This is a genomic window from Agrobacterium sp. ST15.16.055 (assembly GCF_027956555.1).
GTDB classification, from domain to species: domain Bacteria; phylum Pseudomonadota; class Alphaproteobacteria; order Rhizobiales; family Rhizobiaceae; genus Agrobacterium; species Agrobacterium salinitolerans.
This window is the reverse complement of the sequence record NZ_JAQKGN010000004.1, coordinates 109,649-131,816: the sequence shown is the minus strand read 5'-3', so window position 1 is coordinate 131,816 and position 22,168 is coordinate 109,649. Positions and strand designations below refer to the sequence as shown.

Sequence of the window (22,168 nt, the reverse complement as noted above, 5' to 3'; positions counted from 1 at the left end):
TCATGAAAAATCGGCCAAGGAGGGCCAGCGAGCATGACAATCAGCAAATCGCCTCCGATCCATCCGGGCGAAATCCTGCGGGAACTCTATCTTGAGCCGCTGGGGATGTCGGCTTACGCTCTTGCAAGGCACCTCAATATTCCGCGCACCCGCATAGAACGGATTGCGGGAGAGAAACTTGGTATCACCGCCGACACCGCCTTGCGCCTTGCAAAATTTTTCAAGACCACGCCGGAATATTGGCTGAACTTGCAGAACGCCTTTGACATTAAGGCGGCGGCTGCGAGGCTGGAAGCAGACCTTGCCAATATCAAAGAACTGGAAGCGGCCTAATTCTCAGCCGCCTGTCAGGTCACGGCCAGGCCGCATAAGATGGCGGCGGAACCTTCTGCATTCGCGTTGCCGTTCTCCTGAAACGGCCGGGAGACGTGCCCTCGTTGCGGGTGAAGAAGCGATTGAAGTAGCCGGGGTCCTGAAAGCCCAATCGGAATGCGATTTCAGCGACTTGCAGCGATGAGTTCACAAGAAGGTCGCGCGCTTCGGACAGCAGTTCCCGGTGAATATAGGCCTGCGGCGAAAGCCCCGTCGCCTTGCGCACCGCAAATCCCAGCCGTTCACGGTTGACGCCGAGTTGCCTCCCATAGTCTTCCACGCCCCATTGATCACGTTTGTGCTGGCTGACCAGCAGCACAAAACGCTCGGTGAGGCTGCCAGGCGTGGAGACGGCTGCGGCAATATCGGCGATGGCGTGCTGGCATATGCGAATGAGGGTGACGGAGAGGAGGCTGGTGATGATCGTGTCTGAACCGGTTGTCGCGCGGACATTTTCGCTGGCGATGGTCTCGAGATAACCCGCCAGTTCCTGCCGGTCCCTCTCCGCCGGCGTCTGCGTCAGAACACGTTGCAATATATTGCGAACAGCGCTTGCGCTCGTGCCGGTGGGCATCGCATGGGCAAGCCCGATTTCCGTCGTCTTAAGCAGCGATCCACGGCTTCCGGCATTCAGCCGTAGGCGGCCGTTAGGACCGATGGGCAGCCAGATCAGCCCTGGTGCCGGGACAGGCAGCGTCTTTTCACCCTGTATGATTTCCGCTTCCCCGGCGGACAGGAGAAGGAGATGGGCGCTATCCGATTCCAGCCGGAACTCGGATATGCGCAGCGTCGAGGCGAGGGTGCGTGCTGTGATCTCCACGCGATTGCCGGCGATCTGGCTGTGCAGCGGCATTCGACCTCCAAAAGTACAATAATGCGCTACATTAGTGCATTTTATATGCGGCTGTCATTGCTAAACTTCGATCAGCGCAGGGGAAAGGCTTGAGGAGAACGGCAACCCCGACAACGCGCTTTGGGAGGAACATCATGAATAGTCTGAAGCGCAGAACGCTGTTCTGCCTGCTCTCCAGTGCTGCCCTGTCGGCGGTATCTTTCGGTCACGCCAATGCGCAGGACCGCACCTCGGTGAAGATCGGTTATGCCGTCTCAAAAAGCGGCGCCAACGCCACGGGCGCCGGAATTACCACCATTCCCAATTACAAATTATGGGTGAAGGAGGTCAACGATGCCGGCGGCCTCACCCTGCCGGATGGCAAGCGCCTGCCGTTGGAAGTGGTCGAATATGACGACCGTTCCTCGGCCGAGGATGCGGTGCGGTTCACCGAGCGTCTGGCGAGCCAGGACAAGGTCGATTTCATTCTGCCGCCCTGGGGAACGGGCTTCAATCTGGCCGTCGCTCCGCTCTACGACCGTTTCGGTTATCCGCAGCTTGCGGTGACGGGCGTCACCGACAAGGCGCCCGATTTCGCGGCACGCTGGAAAAAGAGCTTCTGGATGCTCGGCGGCGGCCATGACTATGCCAATGCACTGGCCGATGTTTTGAAAGCCGCACGCGATGCCGGCCAGATCAACGACAAGGTCGCGGTGATTTCCGTGGCTGACGGTTTCGGCATCGATCTCATCAAGGCCGCGCGGCCGGCGCTGAAGGAAGCGGGTTTCACGCTTGCTTACGACAAGACCTATCCGGTCGGCACCTCGGATTTCGCAGCACTTGTGAACGAGGCGGCGGCGAGCGGCGCGGACAGCTTCATTGCCTTTTCCTATCCGCCCGACAGTTTCGCGGTGACGAAACAGGCGCAGACCGCGCGATTCAACCCGAAGGTTCTTTATGTCGGTGTCGGCGGTGCTTTTCCGATCTTCCCGAAGGTCTCCGATGGCAAGCAGGAAGGCGTGATCAGCATCGGCGGCGTCGATGGCAGCAGCGACAAGATCGAGGATTATTTCAAGCGCCACGAAGCCTTCATCGGCGCCAAGCCGGACAGCTGGGCAAGCGCCATCACCTATGCGAGCCTCGAAATGCTGGCCCAGTCCGTTCAACGTGTCGGCCTTGATAAGGCGGCGGTGGCAAATGAGCTTTCGACGGGAAGTTTCGAGACCGTCATCGGCCCGGTCAAGCTTGAAGACAACCAGCTTCGCCAGCTCTGGTGGGCGGGACAATGGCAGGGTGACCGTTTCGTGGCGATTGCGCCCGCAGACCGCCCGGGCGCAGCGAAGCCGGTCATTCCGAAGCCGCAATGGTGAGCCTTTGCCGGCCGGGGCCGTAAACCCCGGCCGGAAGGCTTCGGCCATGTTCCATACTGGAGACATTCCCTTGTTTTTATCCACCCTCATCTTCGGTTTGATGCTGGGAGGGACCTATGCGCTGATCGCGCTTGGACTTTCGCTGCAATATGGCATCGCCCGCATCATGAACCTTGCCTATGGCGAAGTGCTGATTGCGGCTGCTTTCATCACCTTCGTGCTGTTTTCCGCCTATGGCCTGTCGCCGCTCTGGTCGCTTTTCATCATCGTTCCGCTCGGTTACGCCCTGTCTTTCGTCATCTACCGGGTCATGATGCGGCCGCTGGTGCGCCGTTCGGGCGCGTCCGGCCGTCTGGAAGTCGATTCCATTCTGGCGACCTTCGGGCTGCTCTTCGTTATCCAGGGCATCATGCTCGTGGCGTTCGGCGGTAACTACCATTCCTATTCCTACCTCTCCGATGGCGTCGACGTCTTCGGCACGACAGTGGCGCTGAACCGGCTCTTGTCCTTCGGCCTGTCGATCGCAATCGGTGGCGGGCTTTATCTGGCGCTTACCCACAGCCGCTGGGGCCTCAACCTGCGGGCGGTCGCGCTGGCGCCCAAATCCGCGCCGCTGGTCGGCATCGATGTGAACCGCGTGGCCTCGATCGGTTTTGCGCTTGGCGGCGCACTCGCCGTGGCAGGCGGGGTGATGATCTCTATGTATCAGACTTTTTCCGCCTCCTATGGCGTTGTCTTCACCATGAAGGCGCTTGTCGTCGTCATCATGGGCGGTGTTGGCAATCTGCTCGGCGCGCTGGTTGCCGGCCTGATGCTTGGCCTCGTGGAGACCTTCGTGCTTGTTTATGTCGATCCCGGCCTCACGCTTGCCGCCACCTATCTGCTTTTCCTTGTGGTGCTGCTCTGGCGTCCGGAAGGCATCTTCGCAAGGAGGGGCAAATGATCCCGCTTCTCATCGGCCTTGCCGCAGCCGCGCTGCTGGCACTTTCCCCCTTCTTTTTCGATGCCTATGGCGTCGGTGTTATCATCGGCCTTCTCGGTTATGCGACGCTTGCCTCCGCCTGGGCGATGTTCTCCGGTCCGACGCGGTATATTTCGCTCGCCACCGTCGCGTTCTTCGGTGTCGGGGCCTATACGGTTGCGGTGCTGAGCGAAGTCTTACCATGGCCGCTCGTCTTCCTGAGTGCGGCCCTTGTCGGCGCGTCGCTGGCGCTCGTCGTCGGGCTGTCCACACTGCGCGTCGCCGGCATTTATTTCGTGATCTTTTCCTTCGGTCTTGCCGAACTCATCCGCCAGCTCATCACCTGGTACGAGGTGAATGTGACCGGCACGCTCGGCCGCTATATCTTCCTGCCGCTGGAGCCGCAGCATGTGCTCTGGCAATTGCTGGCGTTGGCTGTCATTACCCTCCTGCTGTCGACGCTCATCGACCGCAGCAAGCTCGGACTGGCGCTGAAGGCAATCGGCGACGACGAGGTTGTGGCCGCCCATGCCGGCATTAATCTCGCACGCACCAAGCTGACGCTTTTCGTGCTGTCGGCCACGATCATCACGCTTGTCGGTGCCATTCAGGCCCCGCGCTGGGTCTATATCGAGCCGGCCATCGTCTTCAATCCGCAGGTCTCGTTCCTCACCGTCATCATGGCACTGCTTGGTGGTGCCACACGACGCTGGGGACCGATCCTCGGTGCGGTGCCGCTTTTCCTGCTGTTCGAGTGGCTGGGTGCCAACTTTCCCAATCATTTTTCCATCATTCTCGGCGCTCTCTTCATCCTCATCGTGTTCGTGCTGCCGGATGGCGTGCTCGCGGCGCTCGAGAAGTTGCGCAAAAAGGAGAAAGCCGCATGAGCGCCGTTCTCGAAATCACCGATATCCGCAAGACCTTCGGCGGGCTGAAGGCGGTGGATGGCCTTGGTCTTACCATCGAGGCCGGCGAAGTCGTCGGGCTGCTTGGGCCGAACGGTTCCGGCAAGACGACGCTGATGAATCTCATCTCCGGGGCGTTGAAGCCGACCGAAGGGTCGATCCGGCTCAAAGGGCAGGAGATTGCGGGCAGACGGCCGGATGTGATTGCGCGCGCCGGCGTGGCGCGCACCTTCCAGCTCGTGCGGCTTTTGCCTTCGCTTTCCCTACTCGAAAACGTTGCCGTATCGGCCATGTTCGGCCCGCAACGGCTTTCGCGTCCCGAGGCGGAGAAGGTTGCGCGCGCCTGCCTTGAAAGGATTGGTCTTGCCGGGCGGGAGACGATGCCGGCTGGCGATCTCACCTATATTGACCAGAAACGCCTTGAACTGGCGCGTGCGCTGGCGGGTGAACCGAAGCTTCTGTTGCTGGATGAATGGCTCGCGGGCCTCAATCCCACCGAACTTCAGGAGGGAATAGCGCTGATCCGGCGGCTGGCATCGGAGGGTACGACGATCTTGCTGGTGGAACATATCATGGCCGCCGTGCGCGCCCTTTGCTCGCGCTCGGTGGTCATGGCGGCCGGTCGCAAGATTGCCGACGGGCCGACGGCAAGGGTGCTTGACGATCCGCACGTCATTTCCGCCTATCTGGGAGCGGCACATGCTTGAAATAGACGCACTGACAATCCGCTACGGCAAACATCTCGCGGTTGACGGCATATCGCTAAATGTCGCCAAGGGCGAAACGGTGGTGCTGCTCGGTGCCAATGGAGCCGGCAAGTCGTCACTGCTGAAGGCGGTCGGCGGCCTGGTTGCGGCAGCCGCCGGCGATGTGCGCGTCAATGGCGAGTCGCTTGCCGAGGTTCCCGCCCATCAGATCGTGGAGCGGGGTGTAGCGCTGGTGCCGGAGGGGCGCGGAATTTTCGCGGCGTTGACGGTGGAAGACAATCTCCGTCTCGGAGCCAATCCGCGCCATGCCCGTTCAGCGGAAAAGACGACAAGAGAGCATATTTTTTCGCTGTTTCCGCGGCTTGCGGAGCGGCGGCAGCAGCTTGCCGGCACCATGTCCGGCGGCGAGCAGCAGATGGTCGCCATCGGCCGCGCGTTGATGTCGGCACCAGATTATCTGCTGCTGGATGAACCGAGCCTTGGTCTTGCGCCCATCGTTACACAGGAACTTTTTGCCGCTTTGGCGGAGATCAAGAAAAGCGGCCTTTCCATTCTGCTCGTAGAGCAGAATGTGCGCGAAAGCCTCGCGCTTGCCGATCGCGGTTATTTGCTGGAAGCAGGGCGGATTGTCGGGGCAGGCACGGCTGAAGCCCTGTCCGCCGATCCCGCCGTGCAACGGGCGTTTCTTGGCGGCACCACCGCCGCCATTGTCTGAATTCAGGAGGAAGATCATGCAGACTGTCAATCTTTTCATCGGTGGCGACCATTGCCCGGCCACAAGCGGCAAGCGCTTCGAACGCAGCAACCCCATTACCGGCGACGTGGCGACGAGTGCTGCGGCGGCAACGGTGGAGGACGCTACCCGTGCGGCCGATGCCGCGGCGGCCGCTTTCCCGGTCTGGTCGGCAACGCCGCCCGGTGAACGCCGTCGCCTGCTTCTGGCCGCTGCGCAGGCGCTTCTGGCCGCAGGGCCCGATATTACCCAGGCGATGAAGGAAGAGATCGGCGCAACCGACGCCTGGGCCGGTTTCAACGTCAAACTGGCAAGCGATATGCTGGTGGAGGCCGCAAGCCTCACCACCCAGATCAAGGGCGAGATCATTCCGTCCAACCGTCCGGGAACCATGGCGATGGCGCTGCGCCAGCCGGCGGGCGTTGTGCTGTCCATCGCGCCGTGGAACGCGCCGATTATTCTCGGCGTGCGCTCCATCGCCACGCCGCTTGCCTGCGGCAATACGGTGGTGATGAAGACCTCGGAACTCTGCCCACGCACCCATGCGCTGATCATTGAGGCGGTCGCTTCCGCCGGTCTGCCCAAGGGTGTGCTCAACGCCGTCTCCAACGCGCCGGAAGATGCCGCAAAGATCGTCGATACGCTGATCGCACACCCCGCCGTCAGACGCGTGAATTTCACCGGCTCGACCCGTGTCGGCCGGGTGATTGCCGAAACGGCCGGCCGTTACCTGAAACCCGCTCTGCTGGAGCTTGGCGGCAAGGCGCCGTTCATTGTGCTTGACGATGCCGATATCGACGCGGCTGTCGCGGCCGCCGCTTTCGGCGCATACATGAACCAGGGCCAGATCTGCATGTCGACGGAACGCATCATCGTGCTCGACAGCGTCGCCGATACATTTGTGGAGGCCTTCGCGAAAAAAGCCTCGAGCCTCACGGCTGGCGATCCGCGTGAGGGCAAAACACCGCTCGGCTCGCTGGTCAGCGCCGAAGCAACCTCGCGCATTCGGGCGCTGGTGGATGACGCCGTCTCCAAGGGTGCACGGCAGGTCGCCGGTGGCGGCGGCAACGGCACGATGCTGGATGCGATTGCCGTCGATGGCGTCACCCCCGCCATGCGGCTATATTCGGAGGAAAGTTTCGGTCCGGTCGTTTCCATCATCAGGGCCGGCAGCATCGATGAGGCGGTAAGCATTGCCAATGAAACCGAGTTCGGCCTCTCCGCTGCGATTTTCGGTAGGGATCAGGCACGGGCGCTGTCCATTGCCGCCCGTATAGAAAGCGGCATATGCCACATCAACGGTCCAACCGTTCACGATGAAGCGCAGATGCCCTTCGGCGGGGTTAAGGCCTCCGGCTACGGCCGCTTCGGCGGCACGGCGGGCATTGCGGAATTCACAGAGCTACGCTGGGTCACGTTGCAGGACGGACCGCTGCATTATCCGATCTGAACAGGAAACGGTACAAGCTGGCGGGCGGCGTTACCGCCGCTCGTCGATCAGCCAGTCGGTGAGTTTTCTCACCGCGGTGTCGCTGCTTTTCGGTCGCATCAGCCAGTAGCCGCGCCCCGGTGCATCGAGGCTTGGGCCTGCCGTCACCAGCACGCCGGCCTGAAGCAACGGATCGACCAGTCCGGCCCAGCCGAGCGCGAAACCCTGCTCGCCAATGGTTGCCTGCACCACCATGGTGTAATTGTTGAAGCTGATGTCGCCGCCATCGTGGTCGGCCGGTCTCTGCACGCCGAAATGCTTGAAGTAGGAAGGCCAGTCGAACCAGTGCGCTTGCGAGGTGTTTTCGAGGTGAATGAGCTTCCGTCGCGAAAAATCCGCAACGGTTGCGGATGCCGGTGTCTCGGCCAGCAGGGCGGGCGAGCAGACCGGCGTGACCTTTTCCGAAAGCAGCAGCACCGCACCGTCGCCGGCCTCCTGCCGCGTGCCGAAAATGATCATCACGTCGCTATCGTGCTTGCCCTGGCCCAGCGGATCCTGCGTGGCGACGATCTGGATATTGATATCCGGATTGAGCGTTCGAAAGCCATGCATGCGCGGGATGAGCCATAAGGAAGAAAAGGCATAGTCCGTATGCAGGCGGATGGTCTGCCGTTCCTCCGTCCGGCGAAGCTGTTGTGCGAGAAGGTCGATGGCGTCGACATTGCGTGAAACAATCTCGAATAGTTTTTGTCCCTCGGCCGTTAGTTCGATGCCGCGATGTCTGCGCTGCACGAGCGCTACGCCCAGTTCCTCCTCCAGGCGGCGAATCTGATAGCTTACGGCCGGTTGCGTCAGCCGCAGGGATGCCGCCGCCGCCGTCAGGCTGCCGCGGCGGGCAACCTCGGTGAAAATGCGCATCCATCCCAGATCGAGCGGCCGGTCTGACATTAAAATTCCTTATATCAACCATCGAAAAATACCCGCTTCACAGGCAAAAGCAACGTGGTGTTCAATAAACTGGATTGATAAAAGGGGAGCCGCAATGAAAACCATTTCTCATCTGCATCGCATCGCCGCCGGTCTCATTCTGTCGGTGGCAGCCTTCTCCACCCCGCTTCAGGCGGCCGATGACGCGGCCTGCAAGACCATCCGCCTCAGCGATCCCGGCTGGACCGACATCACTGCGACGAATGGCGTTGCTTCCGTCTTGCTCGATGCCTTGGGTTATGAGGCCGACGTCAAGACACTGTCAGTGCCGATAGGCTATCAGGCGATGAAGAACGGCGAGATCGACGTTTTTCTTGGCAACTGGATGCCGGCGCAGAAATCCTTCGTGGATGATCTTGATGCCGCCAAGGCGGCCGAGGTGATGACGAAGAACCTCGAAGGCGCCAAGTTCACGCTGGCGGTGCCGGCCTATATGGCGGAAAAGGGCGTGAAGGATTTCGCCGATCTCGCCAAACACGCCGATGAGTTCGAAAGCAAGATTTACGGCATCGAGCCGGGCGCGCCGGCCAACCAGAATATCCAGAAGATCATCGACGCCAATGATTTCGGCCTGAAAGGCTGGCAACTCGTCGAATCCGGCGAACAGGCCATGCTGGCGCAGGTGGAACGGGCAGGCAGGGACAAGAAGGCCGTGGTCTTCCTCGCCTGGGCGCCGCATCCGATGAACGAGAAGATCGATATCGCCTATCTCTCCGGCGGTGACGCCTATTTCGGCCCGAATTTCGGCGGCGCGGAAGTCTACACGCTCGCCCGCACCGGCTGGCCGCAGCAATGCCCGAATGCGGCGACGCTGTTCAAGAACCTCAAATTCGATATTGGCATGGAAAACAGCCTGATGGGTTCCATCCTCGGCGGCGAAGATTCCAAGGCCGCGGCGACGGCCTGGCTGAAGGCCAATCCCAAATCGCTGGATGGCTGGCTGCAGGGTGTCACCACGCTGGATGGCAAGCCGGGTGCGGACGCCGTCAAAGGCAAGCTTGGCCTCTAAAATCGGAAAGTGGAAATGCCGCGTCCCAATATTCTGATCCTGATGGCCGACCAATTCAACGGGACGTTTTTTCCCGATGGCCCGGCCGATTTTCTCCACGCACCACATCTCAAAACATTGGCGAAGCGCTCTGTCCGCTTTGCCAATACCTATACGGCAAGTCCGCTCTGCGCGCCGGCGCGCGCCTCCTTCATGTCCGGGCAGTTGCCAAGCCGGACACGGGTCTATGACAATGCCGCCGAATTCGCTTCCGATATTCCGACCTATGCGCATCACCTGCGGGCGGCGGGTTACTACACCGGTCTTTCGGGAAAGATGCATTTCGTCGGCCCGGACCAGCTGCATGGCTTCGAGGAGCGCCTGACGACGGATATCTATCCGGCTGATTTCGGCTGGACGCCTGATTATACCAAGCCGGGCGAGCGGATCGACTGGTGGTATCACAATCTCGGTTCGGTGACCGGCGCTGGTGTCGCCGAAATCACCAACCAGATGGAATATGATGACGAGGTGGCCTACAACGCCACCCGCAAGCTTTACGACCTGTCGCGCCGCCTCGATGAGCGGCCGTGGTGCCTGACTGTCAGCTTCACCCATCCGCACGATCCCTATGTGGCGCGGCGCAAGTTCTGGGATCTATACGAGGACTGCCCGGCGCTCGATCCGCAGTCGCAGGCGATTGCCTTCGAGGAGCAGGACCCGCATTCGAAGCGGCTGCTGGAAGCCTGCGATCATGGGGCATTCGAGATCACAGGCGAGCAGATACGCCGGGCACGGCGCGGTTATTTCGCCAATATCTCCTATATCGACGAGAAGATTGGCGAAATCCTCGACGTGTTGAAAGCGACACGGATGGAGGAGGACACCATCATTCTCTTCCTGTCGGACCATGGCGATATGCTGGGCGAGCGTGGCCTGTGGTTCAAGATGTGTTTCTTCGAAGGCTCCGCCCGTGTGCCGCTGATGATCGCCGCACCAGGCTGGCAGCCGGCTTTGATCGACACGCCGGTCTCGACACTCGATGTCACGCCAACGCTGTGCGGGCTGGCGGGTCTCGATATCACTTCGCTCAAACGCTGGACGGATGGCGAGGATCTGGCGGCGCTTGCCAAGGGAACCGGCGGGCGTGGCCCGGTGCCGATGGAATATGCCGCCGAAGGCGCGATAGCACCGCTCGTTACCCTTCGCGATGGGCGCTACAAGCTGTCGGTTTGCGAAGCCGATCCGCCGCTGCTTTACGATCTTGAGGCTGATCCGGAAGAGCGCACGAACCTTGCCGGCGATCCGGCTTTCACCGATGTGCTTTCATCGCTTTCCGCCGAGATTGGTCGGCGCTGGCAATTGCCGGTCTTCGACGCTGCCGTTCGCGAAAGTCAGGCGCGGCGCTGGGTGGTCTACAAGGCGTTGCGCAACGGGGCTTATTATCCATGGGATTACCAGCCCCTGCAGAAAGCCTCGGAACGCTACATGCGCAACCACATGGACCTCAACGTGCTGGAGGAAAACCAGCGTTTTCCGCGGGGAGAGTGAAACAGGCGGGATGCCTCAAGCGGCGGCCGTCTCCCTTGGTGCGCCGCCTGCCGCCTGCACGGCAAGGCTGCCCGCAGCGACCCCGGCTTTGAGGCATCGCTGTTCGTCCTGTCCCTCAAGCCACGCATCGAGAAAACCGGCATTAAAGGCGTCGCCTGCGCCGGTCGTATCGATAACCGGGACTTTCTGGGCCGCTACATGCCGCAGCCCCCTCTGAGAGGAAACCCACGCCCCCTGCGCGCCACCTTTCAAAGCCACGACGGGAAACGCCTCTGATAAAGCGCGGATCGCGATTTCCGGGTCAGAATGACCAGTGATTGCTTCGGCCTCTTCGAGATTCGGCAAAAAAACGTCGACGCCGGCACAGGCCTGGAGCAGGCCCTTGTCATAGATCAGCGAAGCATCCCAGCTTGGGTCGAGCGAAACGGACAATCCGCTTGCCTTGGCGCGGGAGACCAGGTCGGGCATCTCATGCAGAGTGGCGAATTCGGCGATGTGCAGATGCCGGGCGTTTTCCCACGCAAAGGCGGCATCCAGCGTCGAAGGCTGGGCGGCACCGGCGCGTCGCGTCAAAAATGCCCGGTCCTGACCAACCACTGTCGCCACCGTGACTTGCGGTCCGGCATCTGCTGAATGTTCCAAAAACTGCAGGTCGACGCCGCTTCGCGCCATTTTCTCACCGATATCTCGCGAAAATGTGTCGGTGCCGAGCCTTGCCAGCAGCGCAACGGGTCGGCCGATATGGGCGAAATGCGCGGCGGCAATGAAAGCTCCGCCGCCGGCGGCAATTTCCATGTCGCGGGCAAACAGTTCCCGGCCGAGCACCGGCAATTCGTCAAGCCCGGTGAAAATGAGGTCGCAATAGATCCGGCCGACGCTGATGACGGCAGTTTTTTCCGTTGTCATCATGCGCGGCCCAGAAGCTTTTCCGTCTTGGCGTCGAAAAGATAAAGCGAACCTCGCTCCGCCTGGCATTGCAGCCGGCTGCCGACGGCCGGAATGGTTTTGCTTCGCGCAGTGGCGATCACCGAACTGGTGTCGGTGTCCAGATGAACAAGCGTCTCCGGCCCGAGCGGCTCGACCGCCGTTACCGTTCCCTCAAGCGTGAACGTTGCCTGAGCAGCACCGTTCTCGCCGACCAGCAGATCATGCGGCCTGACGCCGATCAGAAGGTCTCCCGTGGCCGAGGGCGCAACGCTGTCACCGGCGCTGGTTCCGCGCAGGAGGTTCATCGAGGGGCTGCCTATGAAGCGTGCGGTAAAGATGTCGACGGGTGTTTCGTAAAGTTCCGTCGGCGTGCCGACCTGCAATATATGGCCGTCCTTCATCACCACGATACGATCCGCCATGGTCATGGCTTCCACCTGATCATGGGTGACGTAGACGGTTGTCGTCTTAAGACGTTGGTGCAAGCGTTTGATTTCAATGCGCATCTGTGATCTCAACTGCGCGTCTAGATTGGAGAGCGGCTCATCGAAAAGAAAGGCAGCAGGATCGCGCACCATGGCGCGGCCGATGGCGACGCGCTGCCGCTGGCCGCCCGACAAAGCGGCAGGACGGCGGTCGAGCAGGGCCTCAAGCCCCAGCACCCGGCCGGCCTCTTCGATGCGGCGGTTCTTTTCCGCCCTGTCGAGCTTTGAGGTATAAAGTCCGAAACCGATATTCTGGCGAACCGTCATATGCGGGTAGATCGCATAATTCTGAAAGACCATGGCGATGTTGCGCTGCTTCGGTTCTTTCTCGTTGACGACGTTTCCGGCGATTTTCAGCGTGCCGTCGGAAATTTCCTCCAGACCCGCGATCATTCTAAGGGTGGTGGATTTTCCGCAGCCGGAGGGGCCGACAAAAACGACGAACTCGCCGTCTTCAATGGCAAGGTCTATGCCCTTGACCGCCTCCACCTTGCCGTAGCGCTTCACGAGTTGATTGAGTTCGATTGTCGCCATTATCGCGCTCCCGTCAGGGCGGTGAATTTCTCTGCCAGTTCGGCGGCTTTCGCCGCTTCGTGATCGGCGAAACGCCGTGCTTCCGCCGCAAAAGCGCCGAGCCTGTCGCGGTATGCCGCAATCGCTTCCCGCATGGGTTCAGGCGCCGGGCCGCCGAAGCGGCTGCGCACGGCGACAAAGTGTTCCGGCGAGACGATCTGCTTGAATTTTTCCTCGTCGATGCCGGTATCGCGTCCTGCCAGTTCCCGAAACGCCTTTAGGAACGGCTGGTAACCCTCATTCGGCAGATCGCCCTTCAGCGCGACGACGCTCTTGGCAACAGTCGCGGCAATTTCATGCGCCTGACGGAATGACAGGTCTTCGATGCGGACAAGTGAATCCGCCAGTTCGGTGATGGTGATGCAGGAGCGGCGAATATTCTGGTCGACCCTTTCAGGATCGATGCTGATCTGGCCAACGAGGCTGGCGAGAAGATCGAGTACCCGGCTGGCAGAAGTGAAGGCTTCATAACCCATACCCTGCGTCTCGCCCTCGCTGTCATTCATGTCGGTGAAGGGCGTGTTGTGCATTACATCCAGCACCGTGCGTGCCCGGCCGAATGTCTGGCTGGCGAGGTGGCGCAGATGTTCGATCGGCACCGGGTTGCGTTTCTGCGGCATGATCGAGGAAATCTGCACCAGCGAATTCGGTACATAGATCTGGCCGACCTCAAAACTCGTCCAGAACTGGAAATCCTGAATAAGCCGGCCGAGATGCAGGAACATCAGTTCGATGGCGCCATAGGTCGCTGTTGTATAATCCACGGCGGCGATGCAGGAATAGGAATTGCGTAAGGGCGCGGCAAACCCCAGCAATTCGGCAACCCGCGCCCGGTCGATGGGAAAGCCCGAGGTGGTGATGGCGGCGGCGCCCATCGGCGACAGATCGACGATGCGTCGCGCTTCGGCAAAACGCTCGATATCCCGGATCAGCACTTCGATGGCGGCGGAAAGGTAGTGGCCGAAGGTGGTGGGCTGGGCCGGCTGACCATGCGTATAGGCCACGATCAGGGTGGATTGATTGCGCTCGGCGGCATCGATCAGCGCTTTTAAGAGAACGCGCGCCTTGGCGGTGAGCGTGTCGATCTTGTCCTTGAGGCCGATCTTGAACAGCGTGTGATCGATATCGTTGCGTGAACGCGCCGTGTGAAGGCGCCCGGCTACATCGACGCCGATGCGGGCTTTCAGCTCCTTCTCGATCAGGAAGAAGAAATCCTCGACTTCGCCGGTATAGACCAGCTCCGATGGCTCGATGGTCCTGTCAATATCCTCAAGCGCGCCGGCGATCTTCGCCGCTGTTTCGGCATCGAGAATGCCGGTTTCGCGCAGCATGACCAGATGGGCGCGGTCGATGCGGCGGAAGCCGTCAACATGGTGGTTCTTGGCGCCGTCGAACAGCGGGCGCAGCACGGTTTCCTTGTAGACAGGGTCGGGAAACTTGCTGGTGTCGGACAGGCGCGGGTTCATATCGGCCATGATATTATCCTTTCAGACCCGCCAGCATCACACCGCGAACGATGTAGCGTTGCAGGACGATGAAGACGATGAGGGTGGGGATGGTCGCAATGGCGGCGCCCGTCATGATCATTTCCCACTGGATTTGCTGTTCCACGGCAAAGCTCGAAAGACCGACCGGCAGCGTGTAAAGCTCCTTGCTTGTCGTGACGATCAGTGGCCAGAAGAAGGCTGTCCAATTGCCGAGGAAGGTGAAGATCGCGAGTGCGGAGAGCGCCGGTGTGACGAGCGGCAGGGCGACTTTCCACCAGATCTGGAATTCGTTGAGCCCGTCGACGCGCGCGGCCTCGATGAAGTCGTTCGGAACCGTCTCGAAGAACTGCTTCATCAGAAAGGTGCCGAAGGCCGTCATCATGCCAGGGAACATGATGCCCCAGTAGCTGTCGAGCCAGCCGAGCTGACTGGACATCAGATACCAGGGAATGACGAGCATTTCGGTCGGTATCATCAGCGTCGAGAGGATTGCCAGGAAGATGAAATAACGACCGCGGAACTCGAATTTCGCCAGCGTGTAGCCGACAAGACTGTCAAAGAAGCAGTTGGACACGGTAACGATGACCGCAACCAGCATGGAGTTGAAGAACCAGCGCAGGAAACGGCCATCGGCCATGACGGTGATGTAGTTTGCAAGTGTGGGTGCTGCCGGAATGAGACGTAGATCGTAAACCTGATCCGCCGTCTTGAACGAGGTCGAAAACATGAAGAGCAGCGGCGAGATCATGATCAGGCCGCCGATGAACAGCAGCGTCCAGGTGACGATGCGGCCGGGGCGGATGCGGGCGTGGGAGAGTGGCGGCGCTTCGCTCATTTCTTTTCCCTCAGGACCCAGAGCTGGACCAGCGATACGACAAGAAGAATGGTGAATAGGACGACCGTCTGTGCTGCGGCATAACCCATGGCATAGGAATTGAACGCGGTCTGGTAGATCATCAGCACCAGCGGCTTGGTTGAACCGAGCGGGCCGCCCGGATCATTGGTGGTCATGTTGTAGACCTGGTCGAAGATGCGAAGGAAGCCGATGGAGGAAAACACCACGAGGAAAACGGTGGTTGGTTTCAGAAGCGGCAGCGTGATCTTGCGCAGGATCGCCCATTCACCCAACCCGTCGATACGCGCGGCTTCATAGAATGTCGTGGGAATCGCACGCAGGCCGGCCATGAAGATGATGATCTGGAAGCCGAGCCCCGCCCAGATAGCTGTCACCATGACCGAATAAAGCGCCTGATCGGTGGAGCGGATAAAGGGCTGCTGGGGAATGCCGATCATGCCGAACACGTCGTTGATGATGCCGATGGGCGGCGGCTGATAGAACCAGCGCCAGACCCAGGCCATGGCCGCTGCAGTCGTCAGATAGGGCAGGAAATACAGCGCGCGAATGAAACCATGCAGAATGCGCACCCGGTCGAGATAAAAGGCGATGACGAAAGCAAGGACGAGACTGATCGGCGTGCCGACGATGAGATAGGTGAAGGTGTTTTTGAACACCTTCCAGAATTGCGGATCCTTGAACAGCTTGACGTAATTGGCGGCGCCGATGAACTTTGCTGGCCTGAGCAAGTCCCAGTTGGTGAAGGACAGATAGAAGGCCTGCAGCGTCGGGTAAAAACGGATGACGCTGTAAAACAGGATCGGGATCGCCAGAAAGCTCCAGATCCACAAAAGCCGTTTCGTGCGCATGGAAAAGCGATCTCCGAAGGAGCCGCCGGGGCGGCCGGATGCCGCCCCCTGTTGATCTATCGCTGTCATTGTTGGACCTGCGGTTTTCAGGGTTTCGCCGCGTCGATGATTTCCTGCTCGGCCTCGGCGGCCTGCTTGATGGAGTCCTCAACCGACTGGCCCTCGAGGAGGACACGGTTTGTCATGTCGATGGCGTTTTGCCGCTGGGCTGCCTCATCCATGAACAGCGTCGTATGGGCATATTCCAGACCCTTCAGGAACGGCGCGTAGATCGGGTCCTTCAGGTTTTCTTCGGTCAGCGCTGCGGAGCGCCGCGCCGGCAACTCGCCCACCGTCTTCAGCCAGATCGCCATGGCTTCCGGGGAAGAGATATAGGCAAGGAACTTCTTGGAGGCCTCAAGCTCTTCACCCGTGGTCTTGGCGCTGATGCCGTTGGCGAAGTAGCTCGCATAGTTGGAGCGGATATTCTTGTCATTGGTGGGAAGCTCGGTCACGCCCCACTCGAAATCCTTGATGGTGCGGAACGAGCCGAGCCGGAAGGTGCCGTCGATGGTCATGCCCGCCTTGCCGGCGCGGAAGGCGGCCTGGCCCTCATCCATGAAGCCCACCTGGCCGATCTTCTTTTCAAGCTGCAGGCTGGTATAGAATTTCAGGGCCTGAATGCCCGGCTCGCTATTATAGGCGACCTTCTGGTCGTTGTCGGTATAGGGCTCGCCGCCATATTGGCGGATGAGGACTTCACGCCACCACTGATGGTCCTGTCCACCCATGTCGAGCGTGGAACCGGCAACGGTGAGGTTTCCGGCAGCATCATGCTTGGCGATCTTTTCCGCGGCGGCGACGAATTCATCGAGCGTCTTCGGTGGATTGGCGGGATCGAGACCGGCTTCGGTGAAGAGCTTCTTGTTGTAGAACAGCGCCAGCGAACGAACCGCTGTCGGCAGGCCATAATAGTCGTCGCCGCGTTTCATGGCGCTGACGATGGGGAAAAATTCGCTTTCGATCTTGTCATGCGGGAAGGTATCGGCCGGCAGTGGCTGCAAAATGCCGCCGGCTGCGAACTTGTCGAGCCAGCCGTAAAACAGCTGCATCACGTCCGGGCCATTGCCGGACATGTTGGCGGCGATCACGCGCGTTTGGTAATCGGCGTAAGGAAAGGTCACCTGCTTGACGGTGATATCAGGATTGGCCTTCTGGAATTCCGCGATCAGCTCGTCCATGGCTTTCACACGGGTGTCGAAGACATATTGCCAATATTCGATTTCCACCGCCTGCGCGGCGTTGAATGCAAATGTGCTGAAACCGGCGACCAAGCCGGCGAACAGAGTTGCCCTGCGCATGTAAGCCTCCTTTTCCTCCGTCCGGTCTTCCGGATGCGGAGCGATCGTTCCCTTTATTCGCGCTTTCGCGCGCGCTCATCGATTCGCCGGCCGCGGAGTTTCCTCTTCCGCCCCATGCAAACCTGACCCCCGGTCGCCCTCTACGGTTCTCTGAAGGCGTCCGTTTGTCAATAAGATAATTTACTTGAATTATTATATTGCGCTTATCCTCAATTCGACGCTATGAATTTTCCAACAGACGGGAAGTTGAAGAGATGACGGTGCACACGGTGGACGCTTATCCCGTAGCAATCGGAAAAAATCCCGAGCGAAGCCGGGAGCACAACAGGCGAGTCGTTCTCGACCTCGTCCGGCGGCATGGCTCACTCGGTCGCGCCCAGATTGCCAAGATTACCCATCTTACCCCGCAGGCGGTTGCCAATATCGTCGACGAGCTGGTTGGCGAGGAATTGCTCAAGGAACTCGGCCGTCGTCGCACCGGCAGGGGCCAGCCGCCGATCCAGTTCGCGGTCAATCCGGATGGCGGGGCGACCATCGGCGTGGAAATTGCCGCCGACCATATGGTCACGGTCGGTCTCGATCTTGCCGGCGTGTTGCGTACCCATCGTGTTACACCCCTCAAGGACACTACGCCGGACGCCATATTGAAGACTTTTGCCGCCGAGCACGCTGCCGTTGCGAAAAATCTCGGCCGCAGGCTGCTTGGCACCGGGGTTGTCATGCCCGGTCCTTTCGAGATCGATGGCATGACGTCCGTCGGGCCGACGACGCTTTCCGGCTGGGGCGGCATCGATGCCCGGCAGATGCTGGGGGAAGCCTGCGGTCAGCCGGTCGTGGTCGAAAACGATGCGACGGCCGCCGCTGTCGGCGAACGGCTGTTCGGTGCGGGCCTGGCCATCCCGAATTTCTGCATGATCTATTTCGGCGTCGGTATCGGCCTCGGCATCATTCAGGATGGTTCACCCTATCGCGGCGCATTCGGAAATGCCGGCGAAATCGGCCACGTGACCGTCTCGCCAAAGGGAAGGCCTTGCCCCTCCTGCGGGCAGAGAGGGTGCCTCGAAGCCTATGCCTCGGTTTACGTGCTGAAGGAAAAACTTGTCTGCGCCGGTGTCGCGGATACGGAGCTTGACGATCTGGAAGCCCTGTTCAAAGCGGGCAATCCGGTGGTGATGGAATGGATCGAGGATGCCGCCGCCCATCTGGCGCCCATGGTTGCGATGCTCGAGAATATTCTCGATCCGCAGACTGTCATTCTCGGCGGTGCGCTGCCTGAGATCGTCATCAGTGAAGTCATTGTGCGGATGGGCACTTTGCCAACCTCGGTCGCAAGCCGGCGACAGCGGGAACTGCCGCGTGTCATGCACGGCAAATCCGGACAGTTGACGGCGGCACTCGGTGCGGCCGCCTTGCCGCTGTTCGACATCGTCACACCAAAACTCGAGACATCCACGGGAGCTGCAACGCAGGCACCCGGTTGAAATTTGGAGGAGACCGCCCATGCTTAACCCTCGGGAGCGCATCGAACGGCAGATGGCCGATCCGTGGCTTGTCCGCCTGCACCGCAAGCTGAGCGCGTTGAAATCCACCGTGACCGTCATGCACACCGGCGCGCATCCCGACGACGAGCAGAACGGACTTCTGGCCTATTTTCGCATGAAACTCGGTATGCGGATCATCATCGCCTGCTCCACACGCGGCGAGGGCGGGCAGAATGCGCTGGGGCCGGAAAGGCTGGGCGCGCTTGGCGTCATCCGGTCGCGGGAGCTGGAGGAGGCCGCCCGTGTCATCGATGCGGACATCAGCTGGCTCGGCCATGGCCCGGCGGATATCATTCACGACTTCGGTTTTTCCAAGGATGGCGACCAGACCTTTAACCGCTGGGGGCAGCAACGCATCGTCGAGCGGCTGGTGCGCGCCTACCGCAAGGAGCGCCCGGATATCGTCATCCCGACCTTTCTCGATGTGCCGGGACAGCATGGGCACCACCGCGCCATGACGCGGGCGGCAAAGAGCGCCATCGCGCTGGCGGCCGATCCTGCCGCCTATCCCGAGCATTTTGCCGAGGGGCTGAAACCTTGGCAGGTGGCCAAATATTACCTCCCCGCATGGTCTGGCGGTGGCGACACCTATGATGACGAAGTGCCGCCGCCGGAGACGACGCTGATAGTCAATGCTCCGGGCAAGGAGGCGGCCACCGGTGCGCAATATGACCGCATCGGCGAATGGTCGCGTTATTATCATGCCTCACAGGGAATGGGTCATTGGCCGAAACGGGCGCAGGAGGTCTGGCCGCTGCATCTGGAGCTCTCGGATGCCGTCGGCGGCGAGGAAAGCTCGATCCTCGACAGGCTTCCGTCTTCACTCACCGACCTTGCGACTTTTCCGGGGCTGGATGCCGAACTGGCAAAGGCGCTGGTCAAGGCCGAACAGGCAATAAGCCAAGCAATCGCGGCCTTTCCCGACAGGCGGAATATCACGGCGTCGCTTCTTGCTGCGGCGGCTCTTTTGCAGACGGTAGATGAAGCCGCAGCTGCGGATTTCAAGGAGCTGCACGGGCATCGGATCGCACGCAAGCGGGTGCAGGTCGACGCCGCTATCCTGACGGCGCTCGATGTTTTCGAGCGGGCCTATGCCGAGCCGGGGGAGATCGTTGCGGGTGGAACGTCGGTTCTTTCCGTGGAGCTTTCAGACAAGGCGGGCGAATTTGACGTCGAGGTCACGCCGGTCCTTCCAGCGGGTGTCTCGTCGTCCGTTCAGTCGCGTGGCAGGACGCTGGTCTTTTCGCTTGCCGCCGATCGGGATGCCGCTGTTTCCGGGCTTTATCAGCCCGACTGGAAAGCCCTGGGCGGCAATGGCCATGCCTTTGTGCTGCTTTCCGCAACGGTTGAAGGCAGAAAGGTCTCGGCCGCCTTCGATCTGGAGGAGCCGTTTTTCGTAACGCCCGCGCAGTCGCTGACGATTGCGCCCGATGCCCTTTTGGTTCCGCTTGGAAAGGGGCAGGATGCCCATGTCTTTCAGGCGCATGTGAAGGGCGCCGATGCGCCTCTGTCGTTCAGGACTACGGGCGGCTGGAACCTGCGCAGAAACGGCGGCGACTGGATTGCGGAACGCACTGGCGATGCGACGGCAGGCCTTGCCAGAATAGAAGCGCTTGTCGGTTCGCAACCCGCTTTCCAGATCACGCCCATCGCTTATCCGCACATCGGCAGGGCAAGGTTTCTGGCGCCGTCCGTTTTGAATATCCTGTCGCTGGACCTCAAACTGCCCGAGGGCGCACACGTCGGTTATGTCGGCGGCGGCGCCGACAGGGTGGGTCTTTGGCTTTCGCGCATGGGTCTTAATGTTTCCGAACTCGATGCTCAGGCGCTTGGCGGCGACCTGTCATCTTTTACGACGATCGTTATCGGCATCTTCGCCTTCGGAATCCGCAAGGACCTGGCCGCTGCAACGGAAAAGCTTCATCGTTTCGTTGAAGGCGGCGGCCATCTCGTCACGCTCTATCACCGGCCGACCGATGGATGGGATCCGGAGACGACGCCTGTGAGACGGCTTGAGATCGGCAGGCCTTCCTTGCGCTGGCGTGTAACCGACCCGCAGGCGGAGGTAACGGTGCTGGCGCCCGAACATCCGCTGCTTGCCGGCCCCAACAGGATCAATGCCGCCGACTGGGCGGGGTGGGACAAGGAACGCGGGCTTTATTTCGCCGCGCGCTGGGATGATGTCTACGAGCCATTACTCGCCATGCATGATGTCGATGAGCAGCCGCTCAAGGGCGCGCTGGTCTCCGGTATCATAGGCAAGGGCCGTCACACCCATACCAGCCTTGTTTTGCATCACCAGATGGACAAGCTTGTGCCCGGGGCCTTCCGCCTTATGGCCAATCTTGTGCAGCCGGCGTGAATGGCGACGGCCAAAGCGAAGAACAGGAAACCCCGCGCGAAACGGATACGCGCGCGGGCATAGGATGGCTGTTGCTGGATATGACCCTTGTTGCGGGCGGAATGACCGCGCTCGTCAAGGCGCAGGGCGTCACCTATCCCGCTTTCCAGCTTGTCTTTATCAGGGCGATGATCGGTCTGATGTTCATCCTGCCACTCATCTGGCGGCACAGGCGGGAAATGGCGCGCGTCAAATATCCCTGGCGCAACATCTTCCGCATCTGCTGCAACGCCATCGCACTCACCAGCAATTTCATCGCCATCACCCTTTTGCCGCTTGCGACCGTCAATGCCATCGGTTTCTCGCGGCCATTGGTGACGATGGCAATGGCTGTTGCCTTTCTCGGTGAAAGCGTGAGCCGTTTTCGCTGGACCGGTGCCTGTCTTGCATTTGTCGGCGTTCTGGTTGTCATCGGGCCGGGAGGCGCGGAGTTTGGCGCGGGTGTGGTTGTCGTTCTGGTCTCGGTGGTGTTCGGCGCGCTGGCAGTGATCCAGACCCGGGCGCTGCGGCAGGAGAATACCACGGTCATGATGGTGTTCTATACGGTGGGCCTCGCCGTCATCACCGCCGTTCCGGCGATCTGGACATGGAAACCGGTTGCGTCATTCGACTGGGTTCCGCTGCTCGGCATCGGATTGCTGGCGCAGATGGGGCAATATTGCTTCCTGCGGGCCTATCGCGTTGCCGATGCCAGCATCCTTGCGCCTGTCAGCTATCTGTCGATCCTGTTCGTGACCGCAGTCGGATATTTCCTGTTTGACGAAGTGCCGGAGGCCCGTGTGGTGTTTGGCATCGTTATTATTCTCGTTTCGCTCCAGGCGACCGCCCTTGCGGAATATCTGCTGAAAAGGCTGCGTCGCAAACAGTGACGGGTC

The 22,168-nt window shown here is 60.5% G+C and carries 20 protein-coding genes; 12 read left to right on the top strand and 8 right to left on the bottom strand.

Going from position 1 to position 22,168, the window contains the following annotated elements; genetic code table 11:
- Nucleotides 1-33: 33 nt before the first annotated feature.
- A complete protein-coding gene (locus tag PL599_RS08770; protein ID WP_035264270.1) occupies nucleotides 34-333 on the top strand; it encodes a HigA family addiction module antitoxin in 300 nt (99 codons plus the stop codon).
- Between the two features lie 19 nt (nucleotides 334-352).
- Here PL599_RS08770 and PL599_RS08765 read toward each other — a convergent pair whose 3' ends face one another.
- Complete coding sequence (locus PL599_RS08765; protein ID WP_269824324.1) at nucleotides 353-1,225, bottom strand: helix-turn-helix transcriptional regulator; 873 nt, start codon at nucleotides 1,223-1,225, stop codon at nucleotides 353-355.
- A 134-nt stretch (nucleotides 1,226-1,359) separates the two neighbouring features.
- Between PL599_RS08765 and PL599_RS08760 the strand changes: the two genes are divergently transcribed.
- From PL599_RS08760 to PL599_RS08735, 6 genes are read left to right on the top strand one after another with little or no spacing between them, the layout of a single operon-like run.
- Nucleotides 1,360-2,574, top strand: a complete 1,215-nt coding sequence (locus PL599_RS08760; protein ID WP_269824325.1) for an amino acid ABC transporter substrate-binding protein — start codon at nucleotides 1,360-1,362, stop codon at nucleotides 2,572-2,574.
- A gap of 46 nt (nucleotides 2,575-2,620) precedes the next feature.
- The gene (locus tag PL599_RS08755) at nucleotides 2,621-3,517 is read left to right on the top strand and encodes a branched-chain amino acid ABC transporter permease (RefSeq protein ID WP_416372318.1); all 897 of its coding nucleotides are present in this window, start codon (nucleotides 2,621-2,623) and stop codon (nucleotides 3,515-3,517) included.
- Entirely contained in the window at nucleotides 3,514-4,422 is a 909-nt protein-coding gene (locus tag PL599_RS08750; protein ID WP_269824326.1) for a branched-chain amino acid ABC transporter permease, read from the top strand. Before PL599_RS08755 ends, PL599_RS08750 begins: the two co-directional genes overlap by 4 nt.
- Nucleotides 4,419-5,147 (top strand): ABC transporter ATP-binding protein, encoded by a 729-nt coding sequence (locus tag PL599_RS08745; RefSeq protein WP_149148153.1) that lies wholly within the window; start codon nucleotides 4,419-4,421, stop codon nucleotides 5,145-5,147. The genes PL599_RS08750 and PL599_RS08745 overlap by 4 nt, the downstream gene beginning before the upstream one ends.
- The gene (locus PL599_RS08740; RefSeq protein WP_269824327.1) at nucleotides 5,140-5,862 is read left to right on the top strand and encodes an ABC transporter ATP-binding protein; all 723 of its coding nucleotides are present in this window, start codon (nucleotides 5,140-5,142) and stop codon (nucleotides 5,860-5,862) included. Before PL599_RS08745 ends, PL599_RS08740 begins: the two co-directional genes overlap by 8 nt.
- A gap of 16 nt (nucleotides 5,863-5,878) precedes the next feature.
- A complete protein-coding gene (locus PL599_RS08735) occupies nucleotides 5,879-7,330 on the top strand; it encodes an aldehyde dehydrogenase (protein ID WP_269824328.1) in 1,452 nt (483 codons plus the stop codon).
- A 30-nt stretch (nucleotides 7,331-7,360) separates the two neighbouring features.
- On the opposite strand, the gene PL599_RS08730 is transcribed toward PL599_RS08735, so the two are convergent.
- Nucleotides 7,361-8,257 (bottom strand): choline sulfate utilization transcriptional regulator, encoded by an 897-nt coding sequence (locus PL599_RS08730; RefSeq protein WP_269824329.1) that lies wholly within the window; start codon nucleotides 8,255-8,257, stop codon nucleotides 7,361-7,363.
- A gap of 94 nt (nucleotides 8,258-8,351) precedes the next feature.
- On the opposite strand from PL599_RS08730, the gene PL599_RS08725 reads away from it, so the two are divergent.
- Together PL599_RS08725 and betC are read left to right on the top strand one after the other, a co-directional pair.
- The gene (locus PL599_RS08725; RefSeq protein WP_149148149.1) at nucleotides 8,352-9,305 is read left to right on the top strand and encodes a choline ABC transporter substrate-binding protein; all 954 of its coding nucleotides are present in this window, start codon (nucleotides 8,352-8,354) and stop codon (nucleotides 9,303-9,305) included.
- A 15-nt stretch (nucleotides 9,306-9,320) separates the two neighbouring features.
- Nucleotides 9,321-10,835, top strand: a complete 1,515-nt coding sequence (gene betC / locus PL599_RS08720) for a choline-sulfatase (RefSeq protein ID WP_269824330.1) — start codon at nucleotides 9,321-9,323, stop codon at nucleotides 10,833-10,835.
- A 15-nt stretch (nucleotides 10,836-10,850) separates the two neighbouring features.
- Here betC and PL599_RS08715 read toward each other — a convergent pair whose 3' ends face one another.
- From PL599_RS08715 to PL599_RS08690, 6 genes are read right to left on the bottom strand one after another with little or no spacing between them, the layout of a single operon-like run.
- Nucleotides 10,851-11,744: a carbohydrate kinase family protein gene (locus PL599_RS08715; RefSeq protein ID WP_269824331.1), complete on the bottom strand. Its 894-nt coding sequence runs from the start codon at nucleotides 11,742-11,744 to the stop codon at nucleotides 10,851-10,853.
- Nucleotides 11,741-12,781, bottom strand: a complete 1,041-nt coding sequence (locus tag PL599_RS08710; protein ID WP_149148146.1) for an ABC transporter ATP-binding protein — start codon at nucleotides 12,779-12,781, stop codon at nucleotides 11,741-11,743. The genes PL599_RS08715 and PL599_RS08710 overlap by 4 nt, the downstream gene beginning before the upstream one ends.
- Nucleotides 12,781-14,295 (bottom strand): argininosuccinate lyase, encoded by a 1,515-nt coding sequence (gene argH / locus PL599_RS08705; RefSeq protein ID WP_149148145.1) that lies wholly within the window; start codon nucleotides 14,293-14,295, stop codon nucleotides 12,781-12,783. Before argH ends, PL599_RS08710 begins: the two co-directional genes overlap by 1 nt.
- 4 nt (nucleotides 14,296-14,299) lie before the next feature.
- Entirely contained in the window at nucleotides 14,300-15,142 is an 843-nt protein-coding gene (locus PL599_RS08700; RefSeq protein WP_080793593.1) for a carbohydrate ABC transporter permease, read from the bottom strand.
- Complete coding sequence (locus tag PL599_RS08695) at nucleotides 15,139-16,080, bottom strand: carbohydrate ABC transporter permease (protein WP_191217897.1); 942 nt, start codon at nucleotides 16,078-16,080, stop codon at nucleotides 15,139-15,141. The genes PL599_RS08700 and PL599_RS08695 overlap by 4 nt, the downstream gene beginning before the upstream one ends.
- 17 nt (nucleotides 16,081-16,097) lie before the next feature.
- On the bottom strand, nucleotides 16,098-17,351 hold the full coding sequence (locus tag PL599_RS08690; RefSeq protein WP_142913855.1) for an extracellular solute-binding protein: 1,254 nt from the start codon (nucleotides 17,349-17,351) through the stop codon (nucleotides 16,098-16,100).
- 254 nt (nucleotides 17,352-17,605) lie between these two features.
- Between PL599_RS08690 and PL599_RS08685 the strand changes: the two genes are divergently transcribed.
- From PL599_RS08685 to PL599_RS08675, 3 genes are read left to right on the top strand one after another with little or no spacing between them, the layout of a single operon-like run.
- Nucleotides 17,606-18,832 carry an ROK family transcriptional regulator gene (locus PL599_RS08685; RefSeq protein ID WP_269824333.1) on the top strand — a complete coding sequence of 409 codons (1,227 nt, stop codon included), beginning with the start codon at nucleotides 17,606-17,608 and terminating at the stop codon, nucleotides 18,830-18,832.
- A gap of 19 nt (nucleotides 18,833-18,851) precedes the next feature.
- Entirely contained in the window at nucleotides 18,852-21,254 is a 2,403-nt protein-coding gene (locus PL599_RS08680) for a PIG-L family deacetylase (protein ID WP_269824334.1), read from the top strand.
- Complete coding sequence (locus PL599_RS08675; RefSeq protein WP_269824335.1) at nucleotides 21,251-22,162, top strand: DMT family transporter; 912 nt, start codon at nucleotides 21,251-21,253, stop codon at nucleotides 22,160-22,162. Before PL599_RS08680 ends, PL599_RS08675 begins: the two co-directional genes overlap by 4 nt.
- Nucleotides 22,163-22,168 lie beyond the last annotated feature (6 nt).

Excerpts from the sequence above, each read along its gene's own strand:
- PL599_RS08770 (WP_035264270.1), top strand. The coding sequence starts at position 34 with ATGACAATCAGCAAATCGCCTCCGATCCATCCGGGCGAAATCCTGCGG.
- PL599_RS08765 (WP_269824324.1), bottom strand. The coding sequence starts at position 1,225 with ATGCCGCTGCACAGCCAGATCGCCGGCAATCGCGTGGAGATCACAGCA.
- PL599_RS08760 (WP_269824325.1), top strand. The coding sequence starts at position 1,360 with ATGAATAGTCTGAAGCGCAGAACGCTGTTCTGCCTGCTCTCCAGTGCT.
- PL599_RS08755 (WP_416372318.1), top strand. The coding sequence starts at position 2,621 with ATGTTCCATACTGGAGACATTCCCTTGTTTTTATCCACCCTCATCTTC.
- PL599_RS08750 (WP_269824326.1), top strand. The coding sequence starts at position 3,514 with ATGATCCCGCTTCTCATCGGCCTTGCCGCAGCCGCGCTGCTGGCACTT.
- PL599_RS08745 (WP_149148153.1), top strand. The coding sequence starts at position 4,419 with ATGAGCGCCGTTCTCGAAATCACCGATATCCGCAAGACCTTCGGCGGG.
- PL599_RS08740 (WP_269824327.1), top strand. The coding sequence starts at position 5,140 with ATGCTTGAAATAGACGCACTGACAATCCGCTACGGCAAACATCTCGCG.
- PL599_RS08735 (WP_269824328.1), top strand. The coding sequence starts at position 5,879 with ATGCAGACTGTCAATCTTTTCATCGGTGGCGACCATTGCCCGGCCACA.
- PL599_RS08730 (WP_269824329.1), bottom strand. The coding sequence starts at position 8,257 with ATGTCAGACCGGCCGCTCGATCTGGGATGGATGCGCATTTTCACCGAG.
- PL599_RS08725 (WP_149148149.1), top strand. The coding sequence starts at position 8,352 with ATGAAAACCATTTCTCATCTGCATCGCATCGCCGCCGGTCTCATTCTG.
- betC (WP_269824330.1), top strand. The coding sequence starts at position 9,321 with ATGCCGCGTCCCAATATTCTGATCCTGATGGCCGACCAATTCAACGGG.
- PL599_RS08715 (WP_269824331.1), bottom strand. The coding sequence starts at position 11,744 with ATGATGACAACGGAAAAAACTGCCGTCATCAGCGTCGGCCGGATCTAT.
- PL599_RS08710 (WP_149148146.1), bottom strand. The coding sequence starts at position 12,781 with ATGGCGACAATCGAACTCAATCAACTCGTGAAGCGCTACGGCAAGGTG.
- argH (WP_149148145.1), bottom strand. The coding sequence starts at position 14,295 with ATGGCCGATATGAACCCGCGCCTGTCCGACACCAGCAAGTTTCCCGAC.
- PL599_RS08700 (WP_080793593.1), bottom strand. The coding sequence starts at position 15,142 with ATGAGCGAAGCGCCGCCACTCTCCCACGCCCGCATCCGCCCCGGCCGC.
- PL599_RS08695 (WP_191217897.1), bottom strand. The coding sequence starts at position 16,080 with ATGACAGCGATAGATCAACAGGGGGCGGCATCCGGCCGCCCCGGCGGC.
- PL599_RS08690 (WP_142913855.1), bottom strand. The coding sequence starts at position 17,351 with ATGCGCAGGGCAACTCTGTTCGCCGGCTTGGTCGCCGGTTTCAGCACA.
- PL599_RS08685 (WP_269824333.1), top strand. The coding sequence starts at position 17,606 with ATGACGGTGCACACGGTGGACGCTTATCCCGTAGCAATCGGAAAAAAT.
- PL599_RS08680 (WP_269824334.1), top strand. The coding sequence starts at position 18,852 with ATGCTTAACCCTCGGGAGCGCATCGAACGGCAGATGGCCGATCCGTGG.